At 48.9% G+C, this 20138-nt stretch carries 27 protein-coding genes, 3 tRNA genes and 3 pseudogenes; 21 read left to right on the top strand and 12 right to left on the bottom strand.

Annotation, left to right across the window (positions count from 1 at the left end; all coding sequences use genetic code 11):
• The first annotated feature begins 17 nt into the window (after positions 1-17).
• Complete coding sequence (locus tag OGW16_RS18175) at positions 18-1211, top strand: tyrosine-type recombinase/integrase (protein WP_016156726.1); 1194 nt, start codon at positions 18-20, stop codon at positions 1209-1211.
• Here OGW16_RS18175 and OGW16_RS18170 read toward each other — a convergent pair.
• The 9 genes and pseudogenes from OGW16_RS18170 to OGW16_RS18130 all read right to left on the bottom strand — a co-directional run bounded on the left by OGW16_RS18170 (position 1204) and on the right by OGW16_RS18130 (position 7195).
• On the bottom strand, positions 1204-1404 hold the full coding sequence (locus OGW16_RS18170; RefSeq protein ID WP_016156725.1) for a hypothetical protein: 201 nt from the start codon (positions 1402-1404) through the stop codon (positions 1204-1206). The two genes, OGW16_RS18175 and OGW16_RS18170, sit on opposite strands and share 8 nt — an antisense overlap.
• Positions 1405-1449: 45 nt before the next feature.
• Complete coding sequence (locus OGW16_RS18165; protein ID WP_016156724.1) at positions 1450-1692, bottom strand: DUF4060 family protein; 243 nt, start codon at positions 1690-1692, stop codon at positions 1450-1452.
• Positions 1689-1883 carry a hypothetical protein gene (locus OGW16_RS18160; protein WP_016156723.1) on the bottom strand — a complete coding sequence of 65 codons (195 nt, stop codon included), beginning with the start codon at positions 1881-1883 and terminating at the stop codon, positions 1689-1691. Before OGW16_RS18160 ends, OGW16_RS18165 begins: the two co-directional genes overlap by 4 nt.
• Positions 1876-2220 (bottom strand): hypothetical protein, encoded by a 345-nt coding sequence (locus OGW16_RS18155; protein WP_016156722.1) that lies wholly within the window; start codon positions 2218-2220, stop codon positions 1876-1878. Before OGW16_RS18155 ends, OGW16_RS18160 begins: the two co-directional genes overlap by 8 nt.
• A gap of 34 nt (positions 2221-2254) precedes the next feature.
• Positions 2255-3401: pseudogene (locus OGW16_RS18150) on the bottom strand (RecT family recombinase).
• Entirely contained in the window at positions 3376-6315 is a 2940-nt protein-coding gene (locus tag OGW16_RS18145) for a RecE family exodeoxyribonuclease (RefSeq protein ID WP_200000535.1), read from the bottom strand. The pseudogene OGW16_RS18150 and the gene OGW16_RS18145 overlap by 26 nt, the downstream one beginning before the upstream one ends.
• 126 nt (positions 6316-6441) lie before the next feature.
• Positions 6442-6794 (bottom strand): annotated as a pseudogene (locus OGW16_RS18140) (DNA breaking-rejoining protein).
• 21 nt (positions 6795-6815) lie between these two features.
• Complete coding sequence (locus OGW16_RS18135; protein WP_200000538.1) at positions 6816-6977, bottom strand: YdaE family protein; 162 nt, start codon at positions 6975-6977, stop codon at positions 6816-6818.
• Between the two features lie 11 nt (positions 6978-6988).
• Positions 6989-7195, bottom strand: coding sequence for a hypothetical protein (locus OGW16_RS18130; RefSeq protein WP_001568763.1), 207 nt, complete (start codon positions 7193-7195; stop codon positions 6989-6991).
• A gap of 390 nt (positions 7196-7585) precedes the next feature.
• On the opposite strand from OGW16_RS18130, the gene OGW16_RS18125 reads away from it, so the two are divergent.
• Positions 7586-7792, top strand: a complete 207-nt coding sequence (locus tag OGW16_RS18125; RefSeq protein WP_200000540.1) for a hypothetical protein — start codon at positions 7586-7588, stop codon at positions 7790-7792.
• A 27-nt stretch (positions 7793-7819) separates the two neighbouring features.
• Here the strand turns inward: OGW16_RS18125 and OGW16_RS18120 are convergent, their stop codons facing one another.
• From OGW16_RS18120 to OGW16_RS18110, 3 genes are all read right to left on the bottom strand, one after another.
• Entirely contained in the window at positions 7820-8638 is an 819-nt protein-coding gene (locus tag OGW16_RS18120; RefSeq protein WP_200000542.1) for a DUF3037 domain-containing protein, read from the bottom strand.
• A complete protein-coding gene (locus tag OGW16_RS18115; protein WP_200000544.1) occupies positions 8635-9375 on the bottom strand; it encodes a HipA family kinase in 741 nt (246 codons plus the stop codon). The genes OGW16_RS18120 and OGW16_RS18115 overlap by 4 nt, the downstream gene beginning before the upstream one ends.
• A gap of 88 nt (positions 9376-9463) precedes the next feature.
• Positions 9464-9931, bottom strand: a complete 468-nt coding sequence (locus OGW16_RS18110) for a helix-turn-helix domain-containing protein (protein WP_286518679.1) — start codon at positions 9929-9931, stop codon at positions 9464-9466.
• A 13-nt stretch (positions 9932-9944) separates the two neighbouring features.
• Between OGW16_RS18110 and OGW16_RS18105 the strand changes: the two genes are divergently transcribed.
• From OGW16_RS18105 to OGW16_RS18015, 19 genes and pseudogenes are all read left to right on the top strand, one after another.
• Positions 9945-10169: a transcriptional regulator gene (locus OGW16_RS18105; protein ID WP_171859123.1), complete on the top strand. Its 225-nt coding sequence runs from the start codon at positions 9945-9947 to the stop codon at positions 10167-10169.
• A 2-nt stretch (positions 10170-10171) separates the two neighbouring features.
• Positions 10172-10711: a toxin YdaT domain-containing protein gene (locus OGW16_RS18100; protein WP_097724860.1), complete on the top strand. Its 540-nt coding sequence runs from the start codon at positions 10172-10174 to the stop codon at positions 10709-10711.
• A 149-nt stretch (positions 10712-10860) separates the two neighbouring features.
• The gene (locus OGW16_RS18095) at positions 10861-11733 is read left to right on the top strand and encodes an LvrA C-terminal domain-related protein (protein ID WP_200000549.1); all 873 of its coding nucleotides are present in this window, start codon (positions 10861-10863) and stop codon (positions 11731-11733) included.
• A 2-nt stretch (positions 11734-11735) separates the two neighbouring features.
• A complete protein-coding gene (locus OGW16_RS18090; protein ID WP_200000551.1) occupies positions 11736-12485 on the top strand; it encodes an ATP-binding protein in 750 nt (249 codons plus the stop codon).
• 18 nt (positions 12486-12503) lie between these two features.
• Complete coding sequence (locus OGW16_RS18085; RefSeq protein ID WP_071684485.1) at positions 12504-12815, top strand: hypothetical protein; 312 nt, start codon at positions 12504-12506, stop codon at positions 12813-12815.
• A gap of 80 nt (positions 12816-12895) precedes the next feature.
• Positions 12896-13210 (top strand): annotated as a pseudogene (locus OGW16_RS18080) (ead/Ea22-like family protein); the annotation flags it as partial.
• Position 13211: 1 nt separating this feature from the next.
• Positions 13212-13946: a DNA-methyltransferase gene (locus OGW16_RS18075; RefSeq protein WP_087051077.1), complete on the top strand. Its 735-nt coding sequence runs from the start codon at positions 13212-13214 to the stop codon at positions 13944-13946.
• A complete protein-coding gene (locus OGW16_RS18070; protein ID WP_200000553.1) occupies positions 13943-14410 on the top strand; it encodes a DUF550 domain-containing protein in 468 nt (155 codons plus the stop codon). Before OGW16_RS18075 ends, OGW16_RS18070 begins: the two co-directional genes overlap by 4 nt.
• A 167-nt stretch (positions 14411-14577) precedes the next feature.
• Entirely contained in the window at positions 14578-16107 is a 1530-nt protein-coding gene (locus OGW16_RS18065; RefSeq protein ID WP_200000555.1) for a recombinase family protein, read from the top strand.
• A 344-nt stretch (positions 16108-16451) separates the two neighbouring features.
• Positions 16452-16685: a DinI family protein gene (locus tag OGW16_RS18060; protein WP_200000768.1), complete on the top strand. Its 234-nt coding sequence runs from the start codon at positions 16452-16454 to the stop codon at positions 16683-16685.
• Between the two features lie 112 nt (positions 16686-16797).
• Entirely contained in the window at positions 16798-17046 is a 249-nt protein-coding gene (locus OGW16_RS18055; protein ID WP_001568777.1) for a hypothetical protein, read from the top strand.
• Positions 17047-17080: 34 nt separating this feature from the next.
• Positions 17081-17680 (top strand): DUF1367 family protein, encoded by a 600-nt coding sequence (locus OGW16_RS18050; protein ID WP_137397341.1) that lies wholly within the window; start codon positions 17081-17083, stop codon positions 17678-17680.
• Complete coding sequence (locus OGW16_RS18045) at positions 17680-17886, top strand: hypothetical protein (protein ID WP_200000557.1); 207 nt, start codon at positions 17680-17682, stop codon at positions 17884-17886. The genes OGW16_RS18050 and OGW16_RS18045 overlap by 1 nt, the downstream gene beginning before the upstream one ends.
• A 2-nt stretch (positions 17887-17888) precedes the next feature.
• Positions 17889-18500, top strand: coding sequence for a recombination protein NinG (locus tag OGW16_RS18040; RefSeq protein WP_286518678.1), 612 nt, complete (start codon positions 17889-17891; stop codon positions 18498-18500).
• Positions 18497-18634: a YlcG family protein gene (locus OGW16_RS18035; protein ID WP_200000561.1), complete on the top strand. Its 138-nt coding sequence runs from the start codon at positions 18497-18499 to the stop codon at positions 18632-18634. The genes OGW16_RS18040 and OGW16_RS18035 overlap by 4 nt, the downstream gene beginning before the upstream one ends.
• A complete protein-coding gene (locus OGW16_RS18030; RefSeq protein ID WP_200000563.1) occupies positions 18631-19320 on the top strand; it encodes a bacteriophage antitermination protein Q in 690 nt (229 codons plus the stop codon). Before OGW16_RS18035 ends, OGW16_RS18030 begins: the two co-directional genes overlap by 4 nt.
• 157 nt (positions 19321-19477) lie before the next feature.
• Positions 19478-19554: transfer RNA gene (locus tag OGW16_RS18025), tRNA-Arg, on the top strand.
• 2 nt (positions 19555-19556) lie between these two features.
• Positions 19557-19632, top strand: a tRNA-Thr gene (locus OGW16_RS18020).
• Between the two features lie 77 nt (positions 19633-19709).
• Positions 19710-19784, top strand: a tRNA-Gly gene (locus OGW16_RS18015).
• The last annotated feature ends 354 nt before the right edge of the window (positions 19785-20138 follow it).

The following is a 20138-nucleotide window of genomic DNA, read 5'->3' as shown; positions in this document are numbered from 1 at the left end:
AAATGTGTACCCATTCAATGATCACTGACACAAAGCTCAGGAAGGCCCTTGGCAAGAAGCGCGATGATATCGAAACCATTTCAGATTCTCACGGACTAAACGCAAGGATTAGCCAGGCTGGAAAAGTTTCTTTCTTCTACCGATACAGATGGGCTGGTAAAGCTGTAAAACTCAATGTCGGTGATTATCCGGCAATGAGCATTGCTCAGGCAAGGGAAAGGCGTCAGCAGTTCAGAACGTGGCTAACTGAAGGTTTAGATCCTCGCGAGCAAGTGAAGCTGGAAAAATTATCTCGCGAAGGTTCTATGACTGTGGCTGAAGCCTTCGATTATTGGATCGAGAAACACTGCATCGCGAATCAACTCACAAAGACGGATTATTATCAGCTGGTATTCGCCAAGCATATCGCCGAACCGATGCGGAACGTCAAAGTCGATAACTCGACAAAAATGCACTGGATAGATGTATTTGATCAGATTGAAAGCAGGGTAATGGCCCATTATATGCTTTCGCTGTGCAAACGTTCATTCAGATTCTGTATTAACCGAGGCGTAATATCTACCAATCCGCTTGAGGGATTGCTACCCACTGACGTTGGTCAAAAACCGAAAAAGAGAACGCGGCGCTTGGATGATAGTGAGCTGGTGGCTATTTATCGGTGGCTGCAAAACCGCATGTCGATAGAGTCCGTGTTTCTTGTGAAATTTATTATGTTGACCGGTTGTAGGACGGCAGAGATTCGGTTGAGCGAAAGGTCATGGTTCAAGCTGGATGAAAATGTGTGGATAGTTCCTGCTGGAAGTTACAAAACGCGAGTGCACATGAGAAGGGCTCTTTCTGATGCTGCTGTGGGACTGGTAAAAAACCATCTTGAGAAGATCAACACAAAGCATTTAGTCACTTCACAGCGCTTACTGGATGGGGAAATTAAAGATGTCCCGGTTCATCCGCCAGTTGCTTCGAACTACGCCAGGTATATTTGGTCAGAATCCGGTATGGAGCCTTGGTCTCTCCATGATATGAGAAGAACAATCGCAACAAATCTTTCAGAACTTGGCTGTCCGCCGCATGTGATTGAAAAACTACTTGGTCATCAGATGGTCGGTGTAATGGCTCACTACAATCTGCACGACTACATCGATGACCAAAAACACTGGCTCCACGTTTGGCAGAGCCATCTTGAAAGTATCATTGGTGAGCCATTCAGTTAATTGGCTGTTTCACACCTTCCCACTCTTTGACTGACTCCGACTTCCAGCGGTTTGGGTTACCAGGAAAATCAGGAGCAGGGAACGGCTTCGCAAAACCCCGCGGCATAGTTTCTGTGCTTTGCCATGACCAAAGGGTTTTACGTGAGATTTTGTATCGACTGGTCAGGTCTGACGTCAGCAAAATATCATCCATCGTTTTTCTCCAATGGCCCGTACTGGGCCATTTATAAAAGTAATATCAACTCACCTGACCCGGCAGCGCTCGCAATCTGCGCATGCCTGTCATCGCCGTGGCCACGTAACTCGCCTTGCGGTTCACTACCTCCACCCAGACCTTCACACCTTCAACTCTCACCGTGTACGTTTCCTTCATCTTGCTGCGTCCGTAGTCGCCGTAGCGTTCGTGATGAGTGGCCAGCGCGATGTCGCATGCCTGACGCGCTATCGGGGATTGCTGATTGCCGCGGTTAATCAGTTTCATGCTTCACCGCCATCTGGGTTGGATGATTGACGGAAAATTGCTCGGGACGGCGACCAATCGCAATATGTATCAGTTTCGGTATGCCCGAAAATTGTCTTACAGCGGCGGATATGGGCGCAGTCGCCGCAAGTCTTACCCTTCGGGAGTTTCATTTTGTCGGGGTCTGCCGGGTTATAATTCAGCTCAGTCATTCCAGGCCTCCAGCTCGTTCTGAATTTCCTCGTCGATCTCGTCATTGGTGGCATCATGATTGAGATATGTGAGAGCTTCTTTCCGATACTGTGCGCGGCGTTCGCTGTACCATGCTGAAAACTCAGGTGACCAGCCTCGACCATTACCCTGAAAATCTACAAGAGCGTTGTCCTCTGCCATGCGCTCAACCATGCAGTCGGCAGTTGTCAGGGCGCACTCACGGATATACCGGCGTAGATCCCGCTTGCGCCAGTACGGGCTATATTTCGAGTCGCAACGACCTTTAAATTCGACGGCCCAGCGACGGATGCAACGTGCATTTAATGATTTGCTCATCTCGTTACCGGGAGGGCGAACCCTCCCGCCTCCCTCAGCCCACGTATTCCGGTTTCATGTCTGCCAGGGTGATGCTGAACTGATCGTGCAGCTCATCACCCAGATGACGTTTCGCTGCCGCTAGAACTCGCTCAACTTCCCCAAATCGGTCCGCTGCATCCGGCTCATCCGGAGATGGCAGGGAGTTGATCGCGGCTTCTACTTTGTTGCGGTGATCCACCAGGTAATAGCGCTTCACAGCTTTATTTTTCAGCTCTGTGAACAGTGCAGTGCCAAGCAGTGCTTTCTGCGATTCAATATCAGCTCGGATTGCCTTGGCCTGGTCTACAGTGCTGGACGTATCGATGCGTTCGCGGATCTCATTTGCTAGTGCGTCCACGTTCGCTGCTGACTCCTGCACGCTGGTGGTGATATCAACCTCGCTGGTGATCTCTTCCACAGACATTCTCTGCGCTGGAGCCGGATTGATTTCACGTTCGGTGCGCTGCTCAACTTCGTCTGGGGTATAGACGCCAAGAATCACTTCCGGGCAATACAGTCGCGCCCAATACTTCACGCCCAGGTATGCAATTTGCTGTTTAGGATTGGACACCCACAGAGGGGAATTGCGAGTTACAACACCAGACAGGTAAAGAGGTTCACCCCAGGTGATTTCTACCTCGCCGCGAAGAATGGCGCCAACCTGAACAAACAGGCCGATCTCATCCTCATCAGTCCAGCCGCGGACGCGCTCGGTGACGGTGTATTTCCCATTTTTTCCGTTCTTGTCTCGCGTAATTTCCTGTGTTCTGGTGCAGCGCTCCCAATCTCCGCCATAACGATAGTGAAAACGCCCGTGGATAGCGCTGGAACTCGCGATTACAGCGTTGACCAGTTGTGCTTCGTAACCAAGAACACCGTTCACCAGGTGTGTTTTCTGCGCTACTGCGTATGGATTCATGCCCCATTGCATTGCCTGCATAACAATCGCCATACAGTCAGCTGGTTTTCCGGCAAGGTGTGCCGGGACCGTCACCTGAGAATCGGCCATCAGGTTAGCGAATGCGGTTAACTGGCCCAGTGCCTGTACGTTAAAAATCGCGTTACTGGCTGAAATGGTGTTAGGTGCCTGCTGTTCAGCGGTAACAATATTGGTGTTTTCCATGATTTATCCCCTTATGCCTGAGTACGCAGCGCTTCAAGGCGGCGAAGGTCGAAGTCGTTGAGTTCGTCGGTGTAGTCGGCGGTAATCGGCGCTGGCCACTCGCCAGTGTCAAAGCCGGTAGCGATAGCACGCATCGCCTCGCGGTACTCGAGCATGCCCAGTTCCAGTAGTTCGGCGGATGCCTCGATGATGGCGATCCAGTGGTAGTTCTCGTCTTTGTTGACGAAAATCCAGAAGAACTGGTCCAGTGCTGCGGTCTCGCAATACATAGCCGCGCTCAGGTGGTAGTCACGGTCGATGATTTCCCGGTGCAGTTTGGCGCGCAGGCCTTCCTGCTTAATGTTCCACATGCTGATGGTTTTCAGGTCGGCACCGATGCGCACACCGTCCAGATCGATTTCCAGATCTGGACGTACGCGGACTTCGAGTCCGGTTTCGTCGTCGAAGCCAAAGTAGCTGACTTCTACTGCGCGGCTCGGGTGTGTCAGTAGCTTGCCCGCGGTCGGGTGCTGGAGCAGGGCTTTCTGAATGCTCAGTGCAGTGCTCAGTTGCTGGCGGGTGACCAGCACTTTCCCATGCGGATTCTCGCGCCACGCATCCAACAGCTCGTCGGCGAAGACGGCTTCCGGATTAACAGACTTCACAGCCTGAATCAGATCTGCTTTGGTACCGGACACTTTCAGCGGCGCCAGTTTCTGTGCTTCCTGTGCAACCAGGTCAGGATTGATGATTGCCAACTGCTCGAGTAACGCATCACGGCTACCACTGGTTTTCACCTGTGCAGGCAGAGTGGCGTTGTATTCCTTGATGCAGGCTTTCATCGCCGCTGCGGTCTGCTTCTGATCCGCTTCGATACGCTGGTACTCTTCGGGCAGCGACATATAACTCTGGCCGGTTTCTTCCAGCGACCCGCCGAGCGGCAGTTGTGCCGGCAGCGTGGCGTTGTGTTCTTCTAGCAAAGCTTTGATATCGTCTGCGCTCAGTTGCGCTGGCAGGTTGGCGTTGTACTCATCAATAAACGCGCGGATAGTTGCCGTGGTGGTAAATGCGCCTTCCGGAATTACGGGTTCAACGCTGAATTCTTCATCGAGTTGCTCTGGCTGCAACGCCAGCGCATGTACCAGGTTACCCATGTCCAGAACCGGAGAGCGTTCTTTGATGATGGTTTTCTCTACGTGACGCGCATTGAAGTACATCAGCGAAACACGTGCGTCTTTCACCTGGGTAGAGCTGATTCCGTTCGCTGCGTGATAAACCTCGTTCGGTAGACCTTCATAGCGACCTGGCTCGAAGTAAGCGGGGTACAAAACAGCTGGTTCGTCAGATTGCGCTTCTGGCTCGGTTTGTGCTGCAACTGGTTCGGTTTGGTTTACAGAATCGCTGTTTTGGGCGACAGAATCCGCATTCTGGTTTACATCGGCTTGCTGGCTGGTATCTGACTCTTCACCAGTTTCCACACTGCTCTTGCCTGTATGCAGCGCATCACCAGCCTGTTTTTCATCACTGACAGTTTCTTGAACCTGCACATTGCTGGTGGTCTCCGTAGCTTTTTTCGTGCCATGAGTTGCTGAGTTCTGCAGCAAAGCCGTAACGTCGAATATTCCGTTACCGACATTTTTAACCAGTTGTTGTTCGACTTTCTGCGGTTGTGCTGCAGCTTCCTCTGCGCGGCGGCGTGTTCCTTCTTCACGCACGCGTTGTAGGTTCTCTTCGTGAGTGCAGAAGGATTTGCGCGGAGACTCCTTGCTTTCAGGTTGGGAAATTTCCTGTGCTGCGGGTTCAGCCTCATGTAATGGCAATAACTTGACCGCGGAATTGAACTCGGCTGTCATGGTCTGGTTAACAAATTCCAGGTGAGCGACAGGAGTGAGATGAATATTTTCCGGCGCGATACGTACCAGGTTAAAAATAGCCGTGCGGTTAACGCCAAGAACGCCGGGCTGATTGCGCAGAATGCTGCTCCATGATTTCCACGGTTCTTCTTTTTTTGTCACGATTTCTTTAGCGCGACGAAGAATGCTGCCCGGGATCTCAAAGTGGTTGAAGTCCATAGGCAGAAGGGCACAGGCTATCTCTAAATCGAGAGTGTCAAGGGTGTGGTGTGCATCAGGTCCACGGTCAGTGACGTAACCGCCGTCGGCATTGGTGCCGGAATCAGTACGTTGCACGCTGCTGATGCGATTACCGGCGGCCCATTCGCGAACGAGGATACCGCGGTCGATGTGATCTGTAGCGAACCACAATTTCAAAAACTGGATTAAGGTTGCGAGTTCAGGGATTTTTCCATCGACAGGGAAGACTTTCTTAACGGCATTCACGACTTTATGAATATCGTGCTCAATGGCTTTTTTGAATGCTTCCACATTCTCAGCAGCCAGCAGCAGGTTCTGGACGTACGAGTCATCAGTGTCCATCTCAAGGCGGACAATCTCATTCTTCTGGTCAGCGTCGACGTGATAGAGATATTCACCATCACCGATGAACTGAGCCAGAACTCGATGACGGAAAGGCATGGTAGCGATAACAGTGAGAGCAGGCGTTGAAGTATTGCCTGTATTCTTGCTATCAACAGCACCTGCGCTTTCCTCCAGGATTTCGCCGGTATTGGTATCCACGCCGTTAACGATATGCTGACGTGCTTCGGCAGCTGCATCAGAAGAAGGCAACATAACGCCGGGGATTTGTTCCCATGTCATATTGTCGTCGCGGAGGCGGTAGAAATCGCAAAACGTTAAGCTGAGTTCGCCTTCTGGAGGCAACTCATTAACGACAGGAAAATTAGTGGCTACAGCTTTGAAATAATCTTTCAGCTTCGCGCCAGTTTTAATCAACAAATAATCCAGCGTTGCATTTGCAGCCTCAAAATCATCGCTGCACCAGAGCACCGCATCTTTATTACCGGATTGTTTTTTTGCTCTGCGGACTAAAAATACAGGATTAGTTCCACTCATTACTTTATCCTCGATTCGTGTAGAATGGAGGTGCCTTAACAGCACCCCGATATATCAGGTTGTTATGTCCGGTGCGCTTTGGTCGGTTGGACCGGACAGGGCACGCCCGCTTCGGTGGGCGTTTTATTAATGAACAGTGATGAAAACTCTTTCTGAGTAATCGAGTTTGTAGCTACGGTAGTTACCAAACCCGGCCTTATCGCCATCGTTTACCTGAACCGCAAGCAGTGAAATAGCTGTTACTGCACAGTGAGGGCAATCGAACTGACCGAGCACATAGCCGCCATCGAGAACGACGGTTGTTGCACCGTTTTTGGTTGAGTGAATAACACCAGACACTTTCTTTTCGCAGTTGAATAAAGCGATTTCTTTATTTACTGCTTTCAGATTTAATTCGACTTTTACGATTTGCATATATTATTCCTGTTGGTTTATTCAGGGTGTAAGAATCCACGCCAAACTAATGGCGAATTATTTATTTCATATTTCGGGACTGCTATTTAGCCTTCGTGCGCCATCTGGTCGTAAGAAGCACAGCGCTTGGAACAATACTCTTTCTCTTTGCGCGCCAGCTGTGAGCCGTTGCGATAGAGAAGGGTGCTTTTGACTACCTCTTCCGTTTTAACCGGCTTGCCGCAATATCCGCATTTCTTGTCTAACATGACATCCTCCGCTAGTGGCTGAGTCCATGCCCCAGACCGTTCAGATAAACTTCAACCAGCAAATCCTTGGTGTAAGTCATTTCTACGCCGCGATGCAGATACAAACGTCCGCGAGCGTTAGCTGATGCCGTCCAGGTTGAGTCTTTGTGTTTGACGAGCATCCCCGGCTGAACTGCGCCGCGGTTTACTGTCTGTGTACCGTAGTGCTGATGAACCATGATGTTCTCCAGTTTTTCTGAGTGAACTTCGCTGGTGGTGCCGTGACGCTGATCTTCACGGTTGAGCGTTTTAACTCTGCAGTTCACCACCGCGAAGCTCACTCCTGTGCTTTGCCCTTGTCGCCAGGCTGGCGGAACGTTTCAAACCTACTGCGCGTTAATCTCACCACCTCATTCCGGTCTTCGTATGCCCCGGACGGCTACTTCGTGGGCGTCCTGCCTCGATGGTTGTGTTGATGAACAGAGTAAAACACCACTTTACTTTTTAGTCAAGTATTGCGGATTAATAAAGTAAAGTGATGCTGTACCTGTGCGAAATTTATGCAGATTATTGCTGCGAAAGTGGGCTTAAAATGTATATGATTAAAAAAACATCAATGAGGGTGAGTTATGGATCGTGACGAACTGGAAGAAGACCGCGCAGCGTTTATTGCGGGGGAGATTGGTGGCGCAGTTGTCAGTCTGATAGCTAACGGGATAGTGATCAGCCGTGATGCAATTGTGAATAGCCTAGAGGCTAAGCGAAGGGCAGTGGGAAATGTGATTCACAAAGGTGTATTGCGGGATGCAGCTGCTATGGTGAAAAAAGGGCAATAAAAACCCGGCACACTGACCGGGTTAACCTTAAATTGCCTGTCTGGCAAAAGAAACTATTGCACTTTCATCTCTGAAATCAACATGACTTATTTGGTTGATTGTGAAAGTTTTTCTAATTTCCTGCATAGCTTTAACTTCTAAAGCACTAGGATTTGCAGGTGGGTCTATCGTGAAAAGAACATCTGACAACTGCAAAACACGCTCGCTCGCTGCTCGGAGTATTTTTGCAGTCCAGGAGTCACAATGCTCCATCATTTTCTCAGGCTTATCCTGAGTAAATGTTATCGGCTTTATTGCACAAACCACATCACCCTCTTGTTTAGCAACAAATGGGATAGTAAACCTTGTTAACTCGCCACCAAGGGTCTCTTTTTTAAGTGCATTCTTTAAGTCATTGTAATGAGAGAATCTATTTCTAAGTTCACGGGTCAAAATTAACTCCCGCGACTCTTTAGTAACCTCGGAATGATTAACGAATTTGTTAAACAATTTGATAGTTAAAGCTTCGGGATCGTCCGCCATTACCACTCTTGAAGAGCTGAAATAAATTACAGATTCTTTTCTGGCAATCAGATAGTTAAAGAAGTTTGCCAGTCTCTCTGGTGAATGGAGAGTTGCTGCTTGTTCTTGTGCAAAACTCAGTTCTCGACCGATTGCATCCTTTGCATGAGGGAAGATGATGTCATCTTTGAAGAAATTCTTAATTCTCGCATTATTGCTTTGCGTGAGCTGATAACAAAAGATGTTCTTTTTGGGAGCGCACAGGACCACGCCCACATTAGCAAACTCTTCAGTTTCCGCATATGGTGCATACCTAATTATGCTGTATAGGCATGGGGTGGTCATATCACACTACTCCAAAATTCACGTTCATTAATCTTCGCGAGAGAGTCTCTGATTTGGTTAAAAAAAACGCTATTTTCAACATCGCTTTCAGCTAGCCAGCTTGGCGGAATTTCATCGATTATTGAATCTATGGTGTTGTATGCAGCTATAGATAAATCTTGAAGTTCCTCATAATCAACTAGATCGTATGTCCATTGTCTTCTACTTGGTGAGTAAACGTGGACATCATACTCATCGGCAGTTACAGATTGATCGAAAGCAAGGTTGTGGTCAATCAGGTAATGCCTATTATTCAACGCATCGAAGATTATGTTGACATTACCACCATGCTCGGTCAAAGACCTGTCAGTATTCAATATCCAGCGGTCAAAAAAGTAAATTTTCTTCTGGTCACTGATGTTCACTGCATTTCTGGCCTGTTGAAGATTCAGCGTAGAAGCACCTTCAATATAGGCTGTGGCAAACGCTAAACCTGGATCCAACTGTCCACGTAAATCAGGCATAAACTCAATAAGCTGTGCATCAACATCGACTATGAAATGCTGTGGAATTTGTAGTCCTATCGCTTGGGCTAAAGAAGCACATATCCATTCAGCCGCTAACTCAGACCGACGCAGTTTCGGTCGCCCTTTAACGATGTATGAATTTCCATCATCGCAACCACAAAGAAATGGTTGAGTAATCCCATCATTCATTCTTCGAGTATAGGATGTTACGTGTAAGATGTTGCCTGGCATTGGCAATACCATTCCTTATGTAAGTTTGAATCCAGACCATATGTAACATACTTGATTTCACTGCAATTACTACTAACTCTAAGTGATATCAATCTTGTTGTGACCGAATCCGCCCCTTCATGTACTTCTCATACAACTCATCCAGCTCTTTCAGGCGAATGGCGAAGATGCGGAGCATATTTTTTTGTTCTTCTTCTGGCAGTTGGCGGTAGAGCTCCAGCAGGCGCTGTTCGTCAGGCTTAAGGCCATCCTTCTCCCCGACATCCTCGCCAAGTAACCAGGGGACGGATACCCCAGCTGCATCAGCAACCGCTAATGCAGAACTTTTGCTGATTCTTCCTGTTTTGAACCAACTGGAAACAGCCTGCTTACTGACACCAGCAACCCTGGCCATCTCTGTTTTAGAGAAACCTTTCCGGTTCAGTTCTGTAAGCCTGGAGATCAGCCCAGCAGTCATTGTGTTTTCGCTCATTTCACTAGTGTAAATGATTGCTTTACCAGTAGGTAGGCATTCAACGATTGACTCATTGGTAAAATGATGCTTTACTTTTTCCATCTAAGGAGGTCCTATGACTGGTATTGAGAAAGCTATTCAAAAGTTCGGCACAGGTGCGGCACTCGGAAGAGCGCTTGGATTTTCAAAAATGACAATTTCCAACTGGAAAAAAACTGGCATTCCGCCCGATCACATTCGCTCTGTTTTTGAGCTTACGGGAGTCACCCCGCATGAGTTGCGGCCTGACTTATATCCCAATCCAACCGATGCCTTACCAGTGCAAGAAACGAGGACGTAAACGTGCAATCACTATCACTTCATCAAAATAGCGGATATCAACCGGCTGCGATGATAAATCGCAATCAACCTGTCTCGGTAGATAAACATGACCAGATCCGCGATGCCGTTCGTGCGTGGGCGGGTGTAGATGGTCAGGATGTCGTTTCTGCTCTGATCATCGAAGAGTACCAGGCTCAAGGGGGAGACGAGATCACTTTCCCTGATGACCTCAGCCGACAGCGTCAGAAGCTTTTCCGCTTTCTGGATAACCATTTCAACAGCGAACGGTACCGCGAAAACGTTCGCCAGCTGACTCCGGCAATCCTCGCTGTCCTGCCGATTGAATACCGCAATCGTCTGCTACCAGAAGACAACGTAATGGCTCGTCTGGCAAGGCTGGAGAAGGAAACCAGCGAAGCGAAGATTGCTGTCGCGATGGATGCTCCACGACATCAGAAGCTGAAAGAGCTGAGCGAGGGGATCGTGGAAATGTACCGCGTTGACCCTGGGTTAACCGGTCCACTGATGGAGATGGTGCAGATGATGCTGGGGGCTATATGACCGGTTCAAAAATGGCGAAAGCCGCGGTGCGCGAACACCAACGGCTTTCAGGTGCAATTCGTTGCGTACTTATTGCGAGGAAATTATGTCAGAAAAATCAGCCTTCAGAAAGATAGATGGGCCGCCACTTTAGCGATTAAGAGGTTTTTATGCGTGATTACGCAACCGTTGCGCCTCAGTTCTGGCTTGGAAAAACAGGCCGAGAACTGAGGAAACAAGGCGCGGAGGCGCAGGTGGTCTCGTTCTATCTGATGACCTCGCCACACGCAAACATGCTCGGGTTGTATTACCTGCCAATTCTGTACATAGCCCATGAAACGGGTCTGGGCTTGGAAGGGGCTTCGAAGGGGCTAAAAAGCTCCATTGAAGCGGGATTTTGTAGCTATGACGAGGACACTGAGATGGTTTGGGTGCATGAAATGGCCGCTTATCAGGTTGGTCGATCGCTGAAGCCAGGGGATAACCGCTGTGCTGGTGTCAGGAATGAATATATGTCATTACCTGAAAACCCTTTTTTATCATCATTTTATGAACGTTATAAAACAGATTTTCACCTCAACTTAAAACGTGAATCGCGCCAAATTTCTGAAGGGGCTTCGAAGGGGCTACGAAGCCAAGATCAGGAACAGGATCAGGAACAAGATCAGGATAAAGATATTTTGGGGCATGGCTCGGCCATTCCCCGGGGGAGAAATACTTACCCGGATGATTTTGAACTGGCGTGGCAGGAATACCCCAAACGCGCTGGTGGTAACAGCAAGGCTGATGCGTTCAAAGCCTGGACTGCACGGATTAAATCCGGCGCAACAGTGCAGGAGCTTACTGATGGTGTTCGGCGATACGCGGATTACGTAACTGCCGCTGGGAAACTTAACACCGAGTATGTGAAACAGGCATCCACGTTTTTTGGCCCCTCAAAGCACTACGAAGAGTCGTGGTCTTTCGCGGCGCCAGATGGAAAAAGGGATCCGAACAAAATTTCTCAGCCCGATAAAGCGATTCCGACCGGATTCAGGGGGTAGCGATGAAAAACATGGTTGGTACAGGAAGTGCGCTTGAGCGCCTGAAAAAACTCATTCCACCAGGCGTTCAGCCGAAGTTCACCAGCGCAGCAGAGCTGCTGGAGTGGCAACGGGAAGAAGGCCTGAAGCGGTGTGAAGAACTGGACAGGCTGAATCAGAAAGCCCGGACAGAGAAAATCTTTGGCCGCTCAGGAATCCAAAGCCTACATCGCAGCTGCACGTTCGCGAATTACCAGGTATCTGGGGAAGGGCAGCGCAAAGCCTTCACGATGGCAAAGAGCTACGCACAGAATTTCGGTGCTGGGTTCACGAGCTTCGTGTTTAGCGGTGGCCCTGGTACCGGGAAAAACCATCTCGCTGCAGCAATCGGAAATCATTTGCTTTCTGGCGGGCATAGCGTGCTGGTCGTCACTATCCCTGACCTGATGCTACGCGTTCGCGAGTGCTACGACGGTGGGCAGTCAGAGGCTTCGCTTCTGGATGACCTCTGCAAAGTCGATCTGCTGGTACTGGATGAAGTCGGTATTCAGCGCGGAAGCAACGGCGAGAAAGTCATTCTGAATCAGGTTATCGACCGTCGCCTGTCGTCGATGCGTCCGGTGGGGATCCTGACGAACCTGAACCACGAAGAACTTCTCGGAGCGTTGGGCGCGCGGGTTATCGACCGTCTCCAGATGGATGGCGGAATGTGGGTGAACTTTGACTGGGGCAGCTATCGCAAGAACGTTAGCCATCTCCGGATCGTTAAATAACTTCGAGGGCAAATCACTATGGCAAGCAAATCACTGTGGGCAATTGTCGATTTTCTTCAGGTTAACCAGACCGTAACGCCGCGTCAGGTTCAGAGACTGCTGGGATGCGATTGCAAGAAGGCACACAACCTGCTGCTTCACCTGGTACGCAAAACGGTAGTAATCCGCACTGGCGAGCCGCATCGCCCGGTCTATTCGCTTCAGCCCGGTGGCGAGCAGAATATCAAGCAACTCAAATCGAAAGTGAGAAAAAACATGGTCACATCCGTATGCCGCACAAGTCCGGCTATGCAGCGTGTACTGGCGTTTTACGGGAGAGCATCAGCATGAAACCAACATACGAACAACTTGAACAGCAGGTGCTCGAACAGGCGGTACAGCTCGCTAACGCAGAGAGCAAGTGCAGGGAGCTGGCGTTGGAGAATGAATACATCCGCAACCGGTACAAAGAACTGGACTTGTTAATCGGGAAAAACATCCTGGTCATGCAGGCAGCGATTATCGAATGGCAGGCAACTGGCGACGCTAAGAACGGGCTGTCATGGATTTATAACACCCTGTTTGGGCCTGGTGAATTGCCTGACGAATCTGAGAAAGATGCTCAGGCCTACTTTGACCGCAAATATGCACCGATTAACGAAGAGTTGATGGCACTTCACAAGTGGTTTTGGGAACAAAGTGAAGCTGAACGTGCCGCCGCTGGCTTTGGCGTGAAGGGTGAGTGAGATGGCAGAAGTAACTCTTCGCAATGCCGACTGTTTCGACGTCTTCCCACAACTTGAAGACGGTACCGTTGATCTGGTTTGCGCTGATATTCCCTACGGCACTACCCAGTGCCGCTGGGATTCGGTGCTAGACCTGCAGGTTATGTGGCAGCAACTCTACCGCATAGCCAATCCAACAGCGGCTATCGTGCTGTTTTCCGCTCAGCCTTTTACCAGCGTGTTGGTTGCCAGCAACTTACGAGACTGGCGTGCGGAATGGGTGTGGGAAAAGGGAAACGCCACGGGATTTCTGAATGCCAAAAAGCAGCCGCTTCGCGCACATGAAAATATCGAGGTTTTTTACCGCCGCCAGCCGACCTACAACCCGCAGATGACCGATGGCCACACACGCAAGACCAGTAAGAGAAAGACCGTCAATTCAGAGTGCTACGGTAAGGCTCTGTCGCTGACAGAATACGATTCAACTCAGCGGTATCCGAGAGATGTTCAGTTCTTCTCGAGCGACAAACAAACGGGAAACTATCATCCGACTCAGAAGCCACTGGCACTGGTTCAGTATCTTATCGAAACGTACAGCAATCCTGGTGATACGGTACTGGATTTCACAATGGGTAGTGGTACCGCGGGTGTTGCCTGCCAGCAGACTGGGCGAAATTTTATCGGCATTGAGAAAGACGCCACAATTTTCCAAACCGCATGCCAGCGCATGGGAATTAAACAGGAGTATGCAGCATGACAACTAACAACCACCCGGCGCACGGTCCTGTGTCACTCGATCGCCTGCGCCAGATAAGCGAAATACTCAGCAAAGCAACAGCACAAAGCGACGGCGGCAATCTCGGCTACGCAATGGCTGATGCTGTGAAGGTGATTGCTGGGGTGTTTGCCCGCGAACTGGTACGTCGTGAGCATGCGGTATGGTCACAGGCTACTTTCGGCGATGTCGGTCCAGTTGGTCCGCTGAATCACCTTTCCAAAGAAGCGCTCGAGGCTGCTGCGGAACCAGGCGACCTGAGCGAATGGGCTGACATGCAATTCCTGTTATGGGATGCGCAACGTCGTGCCGGTATCAGTGACGAGCAGATTAACCAGGCGATGGTAGAAAAGCTGGCTGTTAACAAACAGCGCCAATGGCCAGAGCCGAAAGACGGAGAACCGCGACTGCATATCAAAACTGAACAGCATCAGGGAGAGAAGTGATGGAACCCAACTGTAATACGCTATAAAACGTTTCATCTGACTGAAAATCCTGCTTTTATCAAGGTTGGTAAGAATAAGATATTTTACATCGTAAAATTCTGGAAAATTTCATCATAAATTAAAAGTTAATGGTCTTATAAAGTGTGTACATTGAAAATGAGGTATATATGAAAAAGGCCATTGCTTACATGCGCTTCTCGTCAGCAAATCAGGACAAAGGGGATTCATTAAGGAGACAGAAAAAACTAATAGATGATTGGCTTAAAAATAATCCGCAATATACTCTTGACCCAACCACATATGAAGATTTGGGATTAAGTGCTTTTAAGGGGAAACATGCAAGAGAAGGTGCATTTAGTGAGTTTATTGATGCTCTGGAGAATGGGCTCATCATTCCTGGTACAGTTTTACTCGTTGAAAGTTTGGACCGGCTTTCTCGAGAGAAAATCGGAGAGGCTACAGAAAGACTAAAATATATCTTAAAATGTGGTGTTGATGTCATCACACTTAGTGATAATACCCAATATTCTGAGGAATCTCTCGATGACCCCTATGCACTCATCAAAGCAATTCTAATTGCTCAGAGAGCTAATGAAGAGAGCGAAATAAAATCAAGCAGGGTGAGGCTCTCATGGAAAAAGAAAAGGGATGAGGCCGAGTTAAACGGTAGGATAATGACAAAAGCATGTCCTCGCTGGTTAAGAGTCAGTCCTGACTACAGCCATTTTGAAGTGATAGAATCAAAGGTGAAGGTGATTAAGAAAATTTTTTCATTACGTAAAGAAAATAAATCTCTGACAGCTATTACTAAATACCTTAATGACAGGTTGATTGAAAATATGACTGGTACCCCTGGTGAGTGGAGTCCCTCTGTTATCGAAAAAATCCTTGGTAACAAAGCACTTATTGGTATTTGCAGACCAACATATAGAGGACGTGCAAAAGGCGTTAATGAAATAATTGATTATTACCCCAAAGTCCTTACTGATGATGAATTTTATGCTGTTCAGGAGGTGCGATTGTCTCCATTCGGTTTCAACTCTCACAGCGGTAACCCATATCTTATAAACCTGCTGCGAACCGTGATGAAGTGTAAATGTTGTGGGAATACCATGATTATCACTGCAGTTAGTAAATCTGGAAAAGGTTATTATGTATGCCCTATGAGAAGGCTTCATCGGTGTAAGAGTCCATCGATTAAAAGAGAACTTGTCGATGTTAATCTGATTGAAGAGATACTTTTCAATTTTGATAAGTTACAGATTGAGTCAAATCAGGTAAGTTTGCAGGAAACATTAGAAAAAAATAGCATTGATTTGCAGTTTCAAATAAACAGTCTCGTACAGGCACTTACAATAGCTCCTGAAGTAAACGTTTTGGCTGGTAAAGTTCGTGAACTGGATCGTAAGTTAAAGAAAATCGAAACTACAATCAAAGTTCTGAAAAATAAAGCTAAGAAGGATAAAAGTCGCGGGAGTAAAGAGCTAAATTTGTCACTAAAAGAAGATAGGGAGATATGCAGGCGACTTGCTTTTAAATCATTCAGGGAAGTTTATATAGATACAGAGACGAAGCAATGTGACATTTTTTTTACAAATGGTCTTGTTTTCAAAAATTTCCCACTAAGTAAGAGATGTCGTGCGGACAGTATTATTTCAACTTTGAAGTATATGGATGAAAACACTGTTTACTTTTAGAGTCTTAATAAACACATATCTAATAACGTGTGCGCACTCTATCGATAAGCTGCATTCTTACTATTTGCAATGTAGCTGGAGAGATTCACTTACCTGAATGATTCTCCATATGGCATGACTATACCAAACCCCGTTCAGGCACTGAGGTAGCCATATAAATCAAGTTCTGGACGGGTTTTCGCTCCTTTCAGCCCCTGTGTAACTGATTTAGTAAATTCCAAATACTCGGAAAAACTCAGCGTATACAACGGCATGGCTTTGGCGAAAAGTGCTATTAACCACTTGAATATGAGGTTCAATAGGTATACTGTATGAATGTACAGTATATTGATGTAGAGGGAATTATGAAGATAGAACTTACCATCAACAAATCAAAAGACCTGCCGCGCGGCGCCATACCCGCACTTGAGAAAGAGTTGCTTAAACGACTTCATAATCAGTATGAAAATTGTTCTCTGGTTATCCGCAGAGCTGGCGGTGATAGCCTGACTGTTTTTGGTGGCGATAAGGGCGATAAAACTAAGGTGGAGGAAATCCTGCAGGAAACATGGGAAAGCGCCGACGACTGGTTTTACTGAACTTGGGTTAGCCGGCGCGCATTTATCAGAATACCAAAATGTGTATCCCTTTGATGCTGCTGCCGACATTCTTTAATCGCGTCTGTATGTCGCTCGAAGGGAGAACATAAATGTGAGTGATTCAGCTTTGCAAACGTCAGAAGACAACTGGTATGACATTGTAAGAAGGTCTGACGGCTGCGTGGTGTTTAGCTTTCCTTCATCGGGCAGGCATCTAATTTATCGCGTCAATGGCATGGTTTCTATGCGGCCTTTGCTGGATGATGAAGAGGTCTTTACTCCTAATGGTTTTATGCAGTTTATTCACCGTCTCGGCTACCGGGTAACCCCACCTTCTGATAATATGAAATCAACGGTCTGAACAACCGTAACCTACTGCGCCACGGAGAGAAACCATGGCGCACGAACTACAACTCATCAAGCAGTCCTCAGGAATCCTGATCCCCGCGACGCCGGAGACCAGCGATATTCTGCAATCAAAAATCAAACTCGGCGCCGTGCTGGTGGCAGAGTTCCGGCAGGTACGCAACCCGGCGTTTCACCGTCGCTTTTTCGCGTTACTCAATCTCGGTTTCGAATACTGGGAGCCTACTGGCGGGGCGATCTCCTCCAACGAGCGCAAACTGGTAACCGGCTACGCCAAATTCCTTGCCTCATTCGCGGGAAGCGAAGCCGCACTCCTGGACGCCGCCGAGCAATATCTCGACCGTATCGCAGATAAGCGCGCTGGAAGTATCAGCATCTGCAAATCTTATGATGCATACCGTGCGTGGGTGATCGTCGAGTCTGGCCACTACGACGCCATACAGCTCCCTGACGGCACCCTCCGTAAACACCCCCGCAGCATAGCTTTCGCCAACATGGACGAAACCGAGTTCCAGCAACTTTACAAAGCCGCGCTTGATGTTCTGTGGCGCTGGGTATTGTCCCGGGCATTCAAGGACCAGCGTGAAGCGGAAAACGCTGCATCGCAGCTCATGAGCTTTGCGGGGTGATGACCATGAAATATTCCTGGTTCCATCATCACGAATGCACAACCGAACAGGCAGACGAGTTGGTGGCGAGTTATCGCCGCCGTGGCGCCACGGTAGAACGCAGCCTGTACCGCGACAACATCACCTGGACTGTCAGTGCAAAATTACCTGAATGCGAACATCCGGCGCGTACGCCAAGAACCTTTCGGCAAAAGGTCTGGGGGTGATTATGGCTAAGTTACCTCGCCGTAAGTGTGCCAATAAGGAATGTCGCCAATGGTTCCATCCGGTGCGTGAAACGCAGACCGTTTGCGGTTACGAGTGCGCCAGCGCCGTCGGCAAGGAGCAGACCAGAAAAGCCCGGGAGGCAGCACAGCGCAAGGAGTCTGCCAAGCAACGCGCCACTGAGAAGAAAGAGTGTGCAGCCTGGCGCCAGCGTAAAGCTGCAGTTAAGCCGCTGAAGCACTGGATTGACCTGACGCAGCGCGCCGTAAATGACATTTGCCGCGAGAAGGAGTTGGCAGAGGGGCGGGGCTGCATTTCCTGCGGAACTAAAACGGCGTTCGCCTGGCATGCTGGCCATTATCGGACTACGGCAGCCGCTGGGCATCTGCGCTTCACTCGCTTCAACATCCATCTTCAGTGTGATGTCTGCAACGTCTACAAATCCGGGAATATCGAAGCATACCGAGCCGCGCTGGTGGAACGTTATGGCGAAGAGCTGGTACTAGCGCTCGAGAACAATAACGCTCCGCATCGTTGGACTATTGAAGAACTGAAGGAAATCAGACTGACCGCGCTGGCTGACCTGCGCGCGCTGAAAAAGCAGGAGGCAGCATGACATTCGAATCCTATTTTGCCGATCACCTCCGCGTTCGTTGGCAACGATTGCGCTTATACCACTTTCCGGGCTCTGTGCTGACGGATTACCGAATACTGAAGAACTACATCAAAACCATAGGCGGTGCAGCATGAATACTCAATTTCTCGAATACGTGCGCCAGCAGTTGATGGTGGCCACCGCCGATTTAAGTGGTGCGACGAAAGGGCAGTTGATGGCGTGGCTTGAAAACGCGCAGTTCGATACGGGAACGTTTAAACGTAAAAAGCCTCGAGTGCTGGATGAAGTGACCGGGAAAATGATTACGCTGGATAACCCACCAATACCGGGCAAACAATCACATGCCAAGGGTTCACATATTCCTCTTGTGCAGCCGGTTGAATATTCCACCGCATCGTGGCGCCGTGCTCTGATGTCACTCGAAGAGCACCAGAAGGCCTGGTTGCTGTGGAGCTACAGCGAAAACACCGGTTGGGACAATCAGGTCGCCATAACACGCTGGGCTTGGGAGCAGTTCAGCCAACAGCTGGAAGGGAAGCGAGTAGCGAAGAAGACGATAGGCCGTTTACGTCAGCTTATCTGGCTGGCGGCGCAGGATGTGAAGGCGGAGTTGGCTGGGCGGGAGACGTACGAATACCAGAAGTTGGCAGAGCTGGTGGGCGTAAACCCAAAGAACTGGTCAGAGACGTTTACGGACCGCTGGGTGGATATGAGGCGTATCTACCAGCGACTGGATTGCGACGCATTATTGCAGGTAACGCGATCACGTTCACAACAAAAGGCGACAAATTTGGATGTAAGTCTTGCAAAACTGGATTGAAACGCATATATTTCGTGTAAATCTGATATTGTGCCATTGTTGTATGCACTGGCAGTAAATGAGTTTTCGAGCCCGAGGTTAACGCCTTGGACTTTTGCGTTTCTGGTACTGACTGATAAAATAGAGGCACATGGCTACTTACCACTCATGTGCTGTGCCGCCACTAGCTCATCGTGATAGAGCATCAACCTTCTAAGTTGACGGTACGAGGTTCAAGTCCTCGGTGGCGGACCAACGCCGACTTAGCTCAGTAGGTAGAGCAACTGACTTGTAATCAGTAGGTCACCAGTTCGATTCCGGTAGTCGGCACCAGAATCCAATGGATAGTCAGTCCGAGCATGACTCTAAATAAGGCAAGCGGTGACTGTGGGGAACAGACCCGCAAAACAGCGGCTATCGTATAATGGCTATTACCTCACCCTTCCAGGCTGATGAAGCGGGTTCGATTCCCGCTGACCGCTCCATTTTTGAATGGTCGCTGCTTTTTGCAAAATTGCTGTGTAAAAATACTGACCTTTTGGTTCAGCGCTCATCCAAAAGCACTCCGTTAAAATCCTGATAACCGTGGGTGGTTTGTTGGATGGAGTGCCTCTGAACAATAAAACTCTCGTCATAAAGGCTGCGCATTGCGTGGCCTTTTTCATTTCACGCTCACGGGAATCATCCGTTACGTGCTTTGTTGATAAATCCAGCCCGTGAAGCCTGACCCTTTCATCACACACAGCGCCATCCGAAAAATCGGAGGTGAGGCTATGACCAGAATGAGCACCATTTACAGCAGACTTTCATATGGAACAGGCACCACGCTGACCGGCTGC

The organism is Citrobacter sp. Ce104, assembly GCF_030334595.1.
Taxonomy (GTDB): domain Bacteria; phylum Pseudomonadota; class Gammaproteobacteria; order Enterobacterales; family Enterobacteriaceae; genus Citrobacter; species Citrobacter europaeus.
This window is presented reverse-complemented; position numbering and strand designations above follow the sequence as displayed.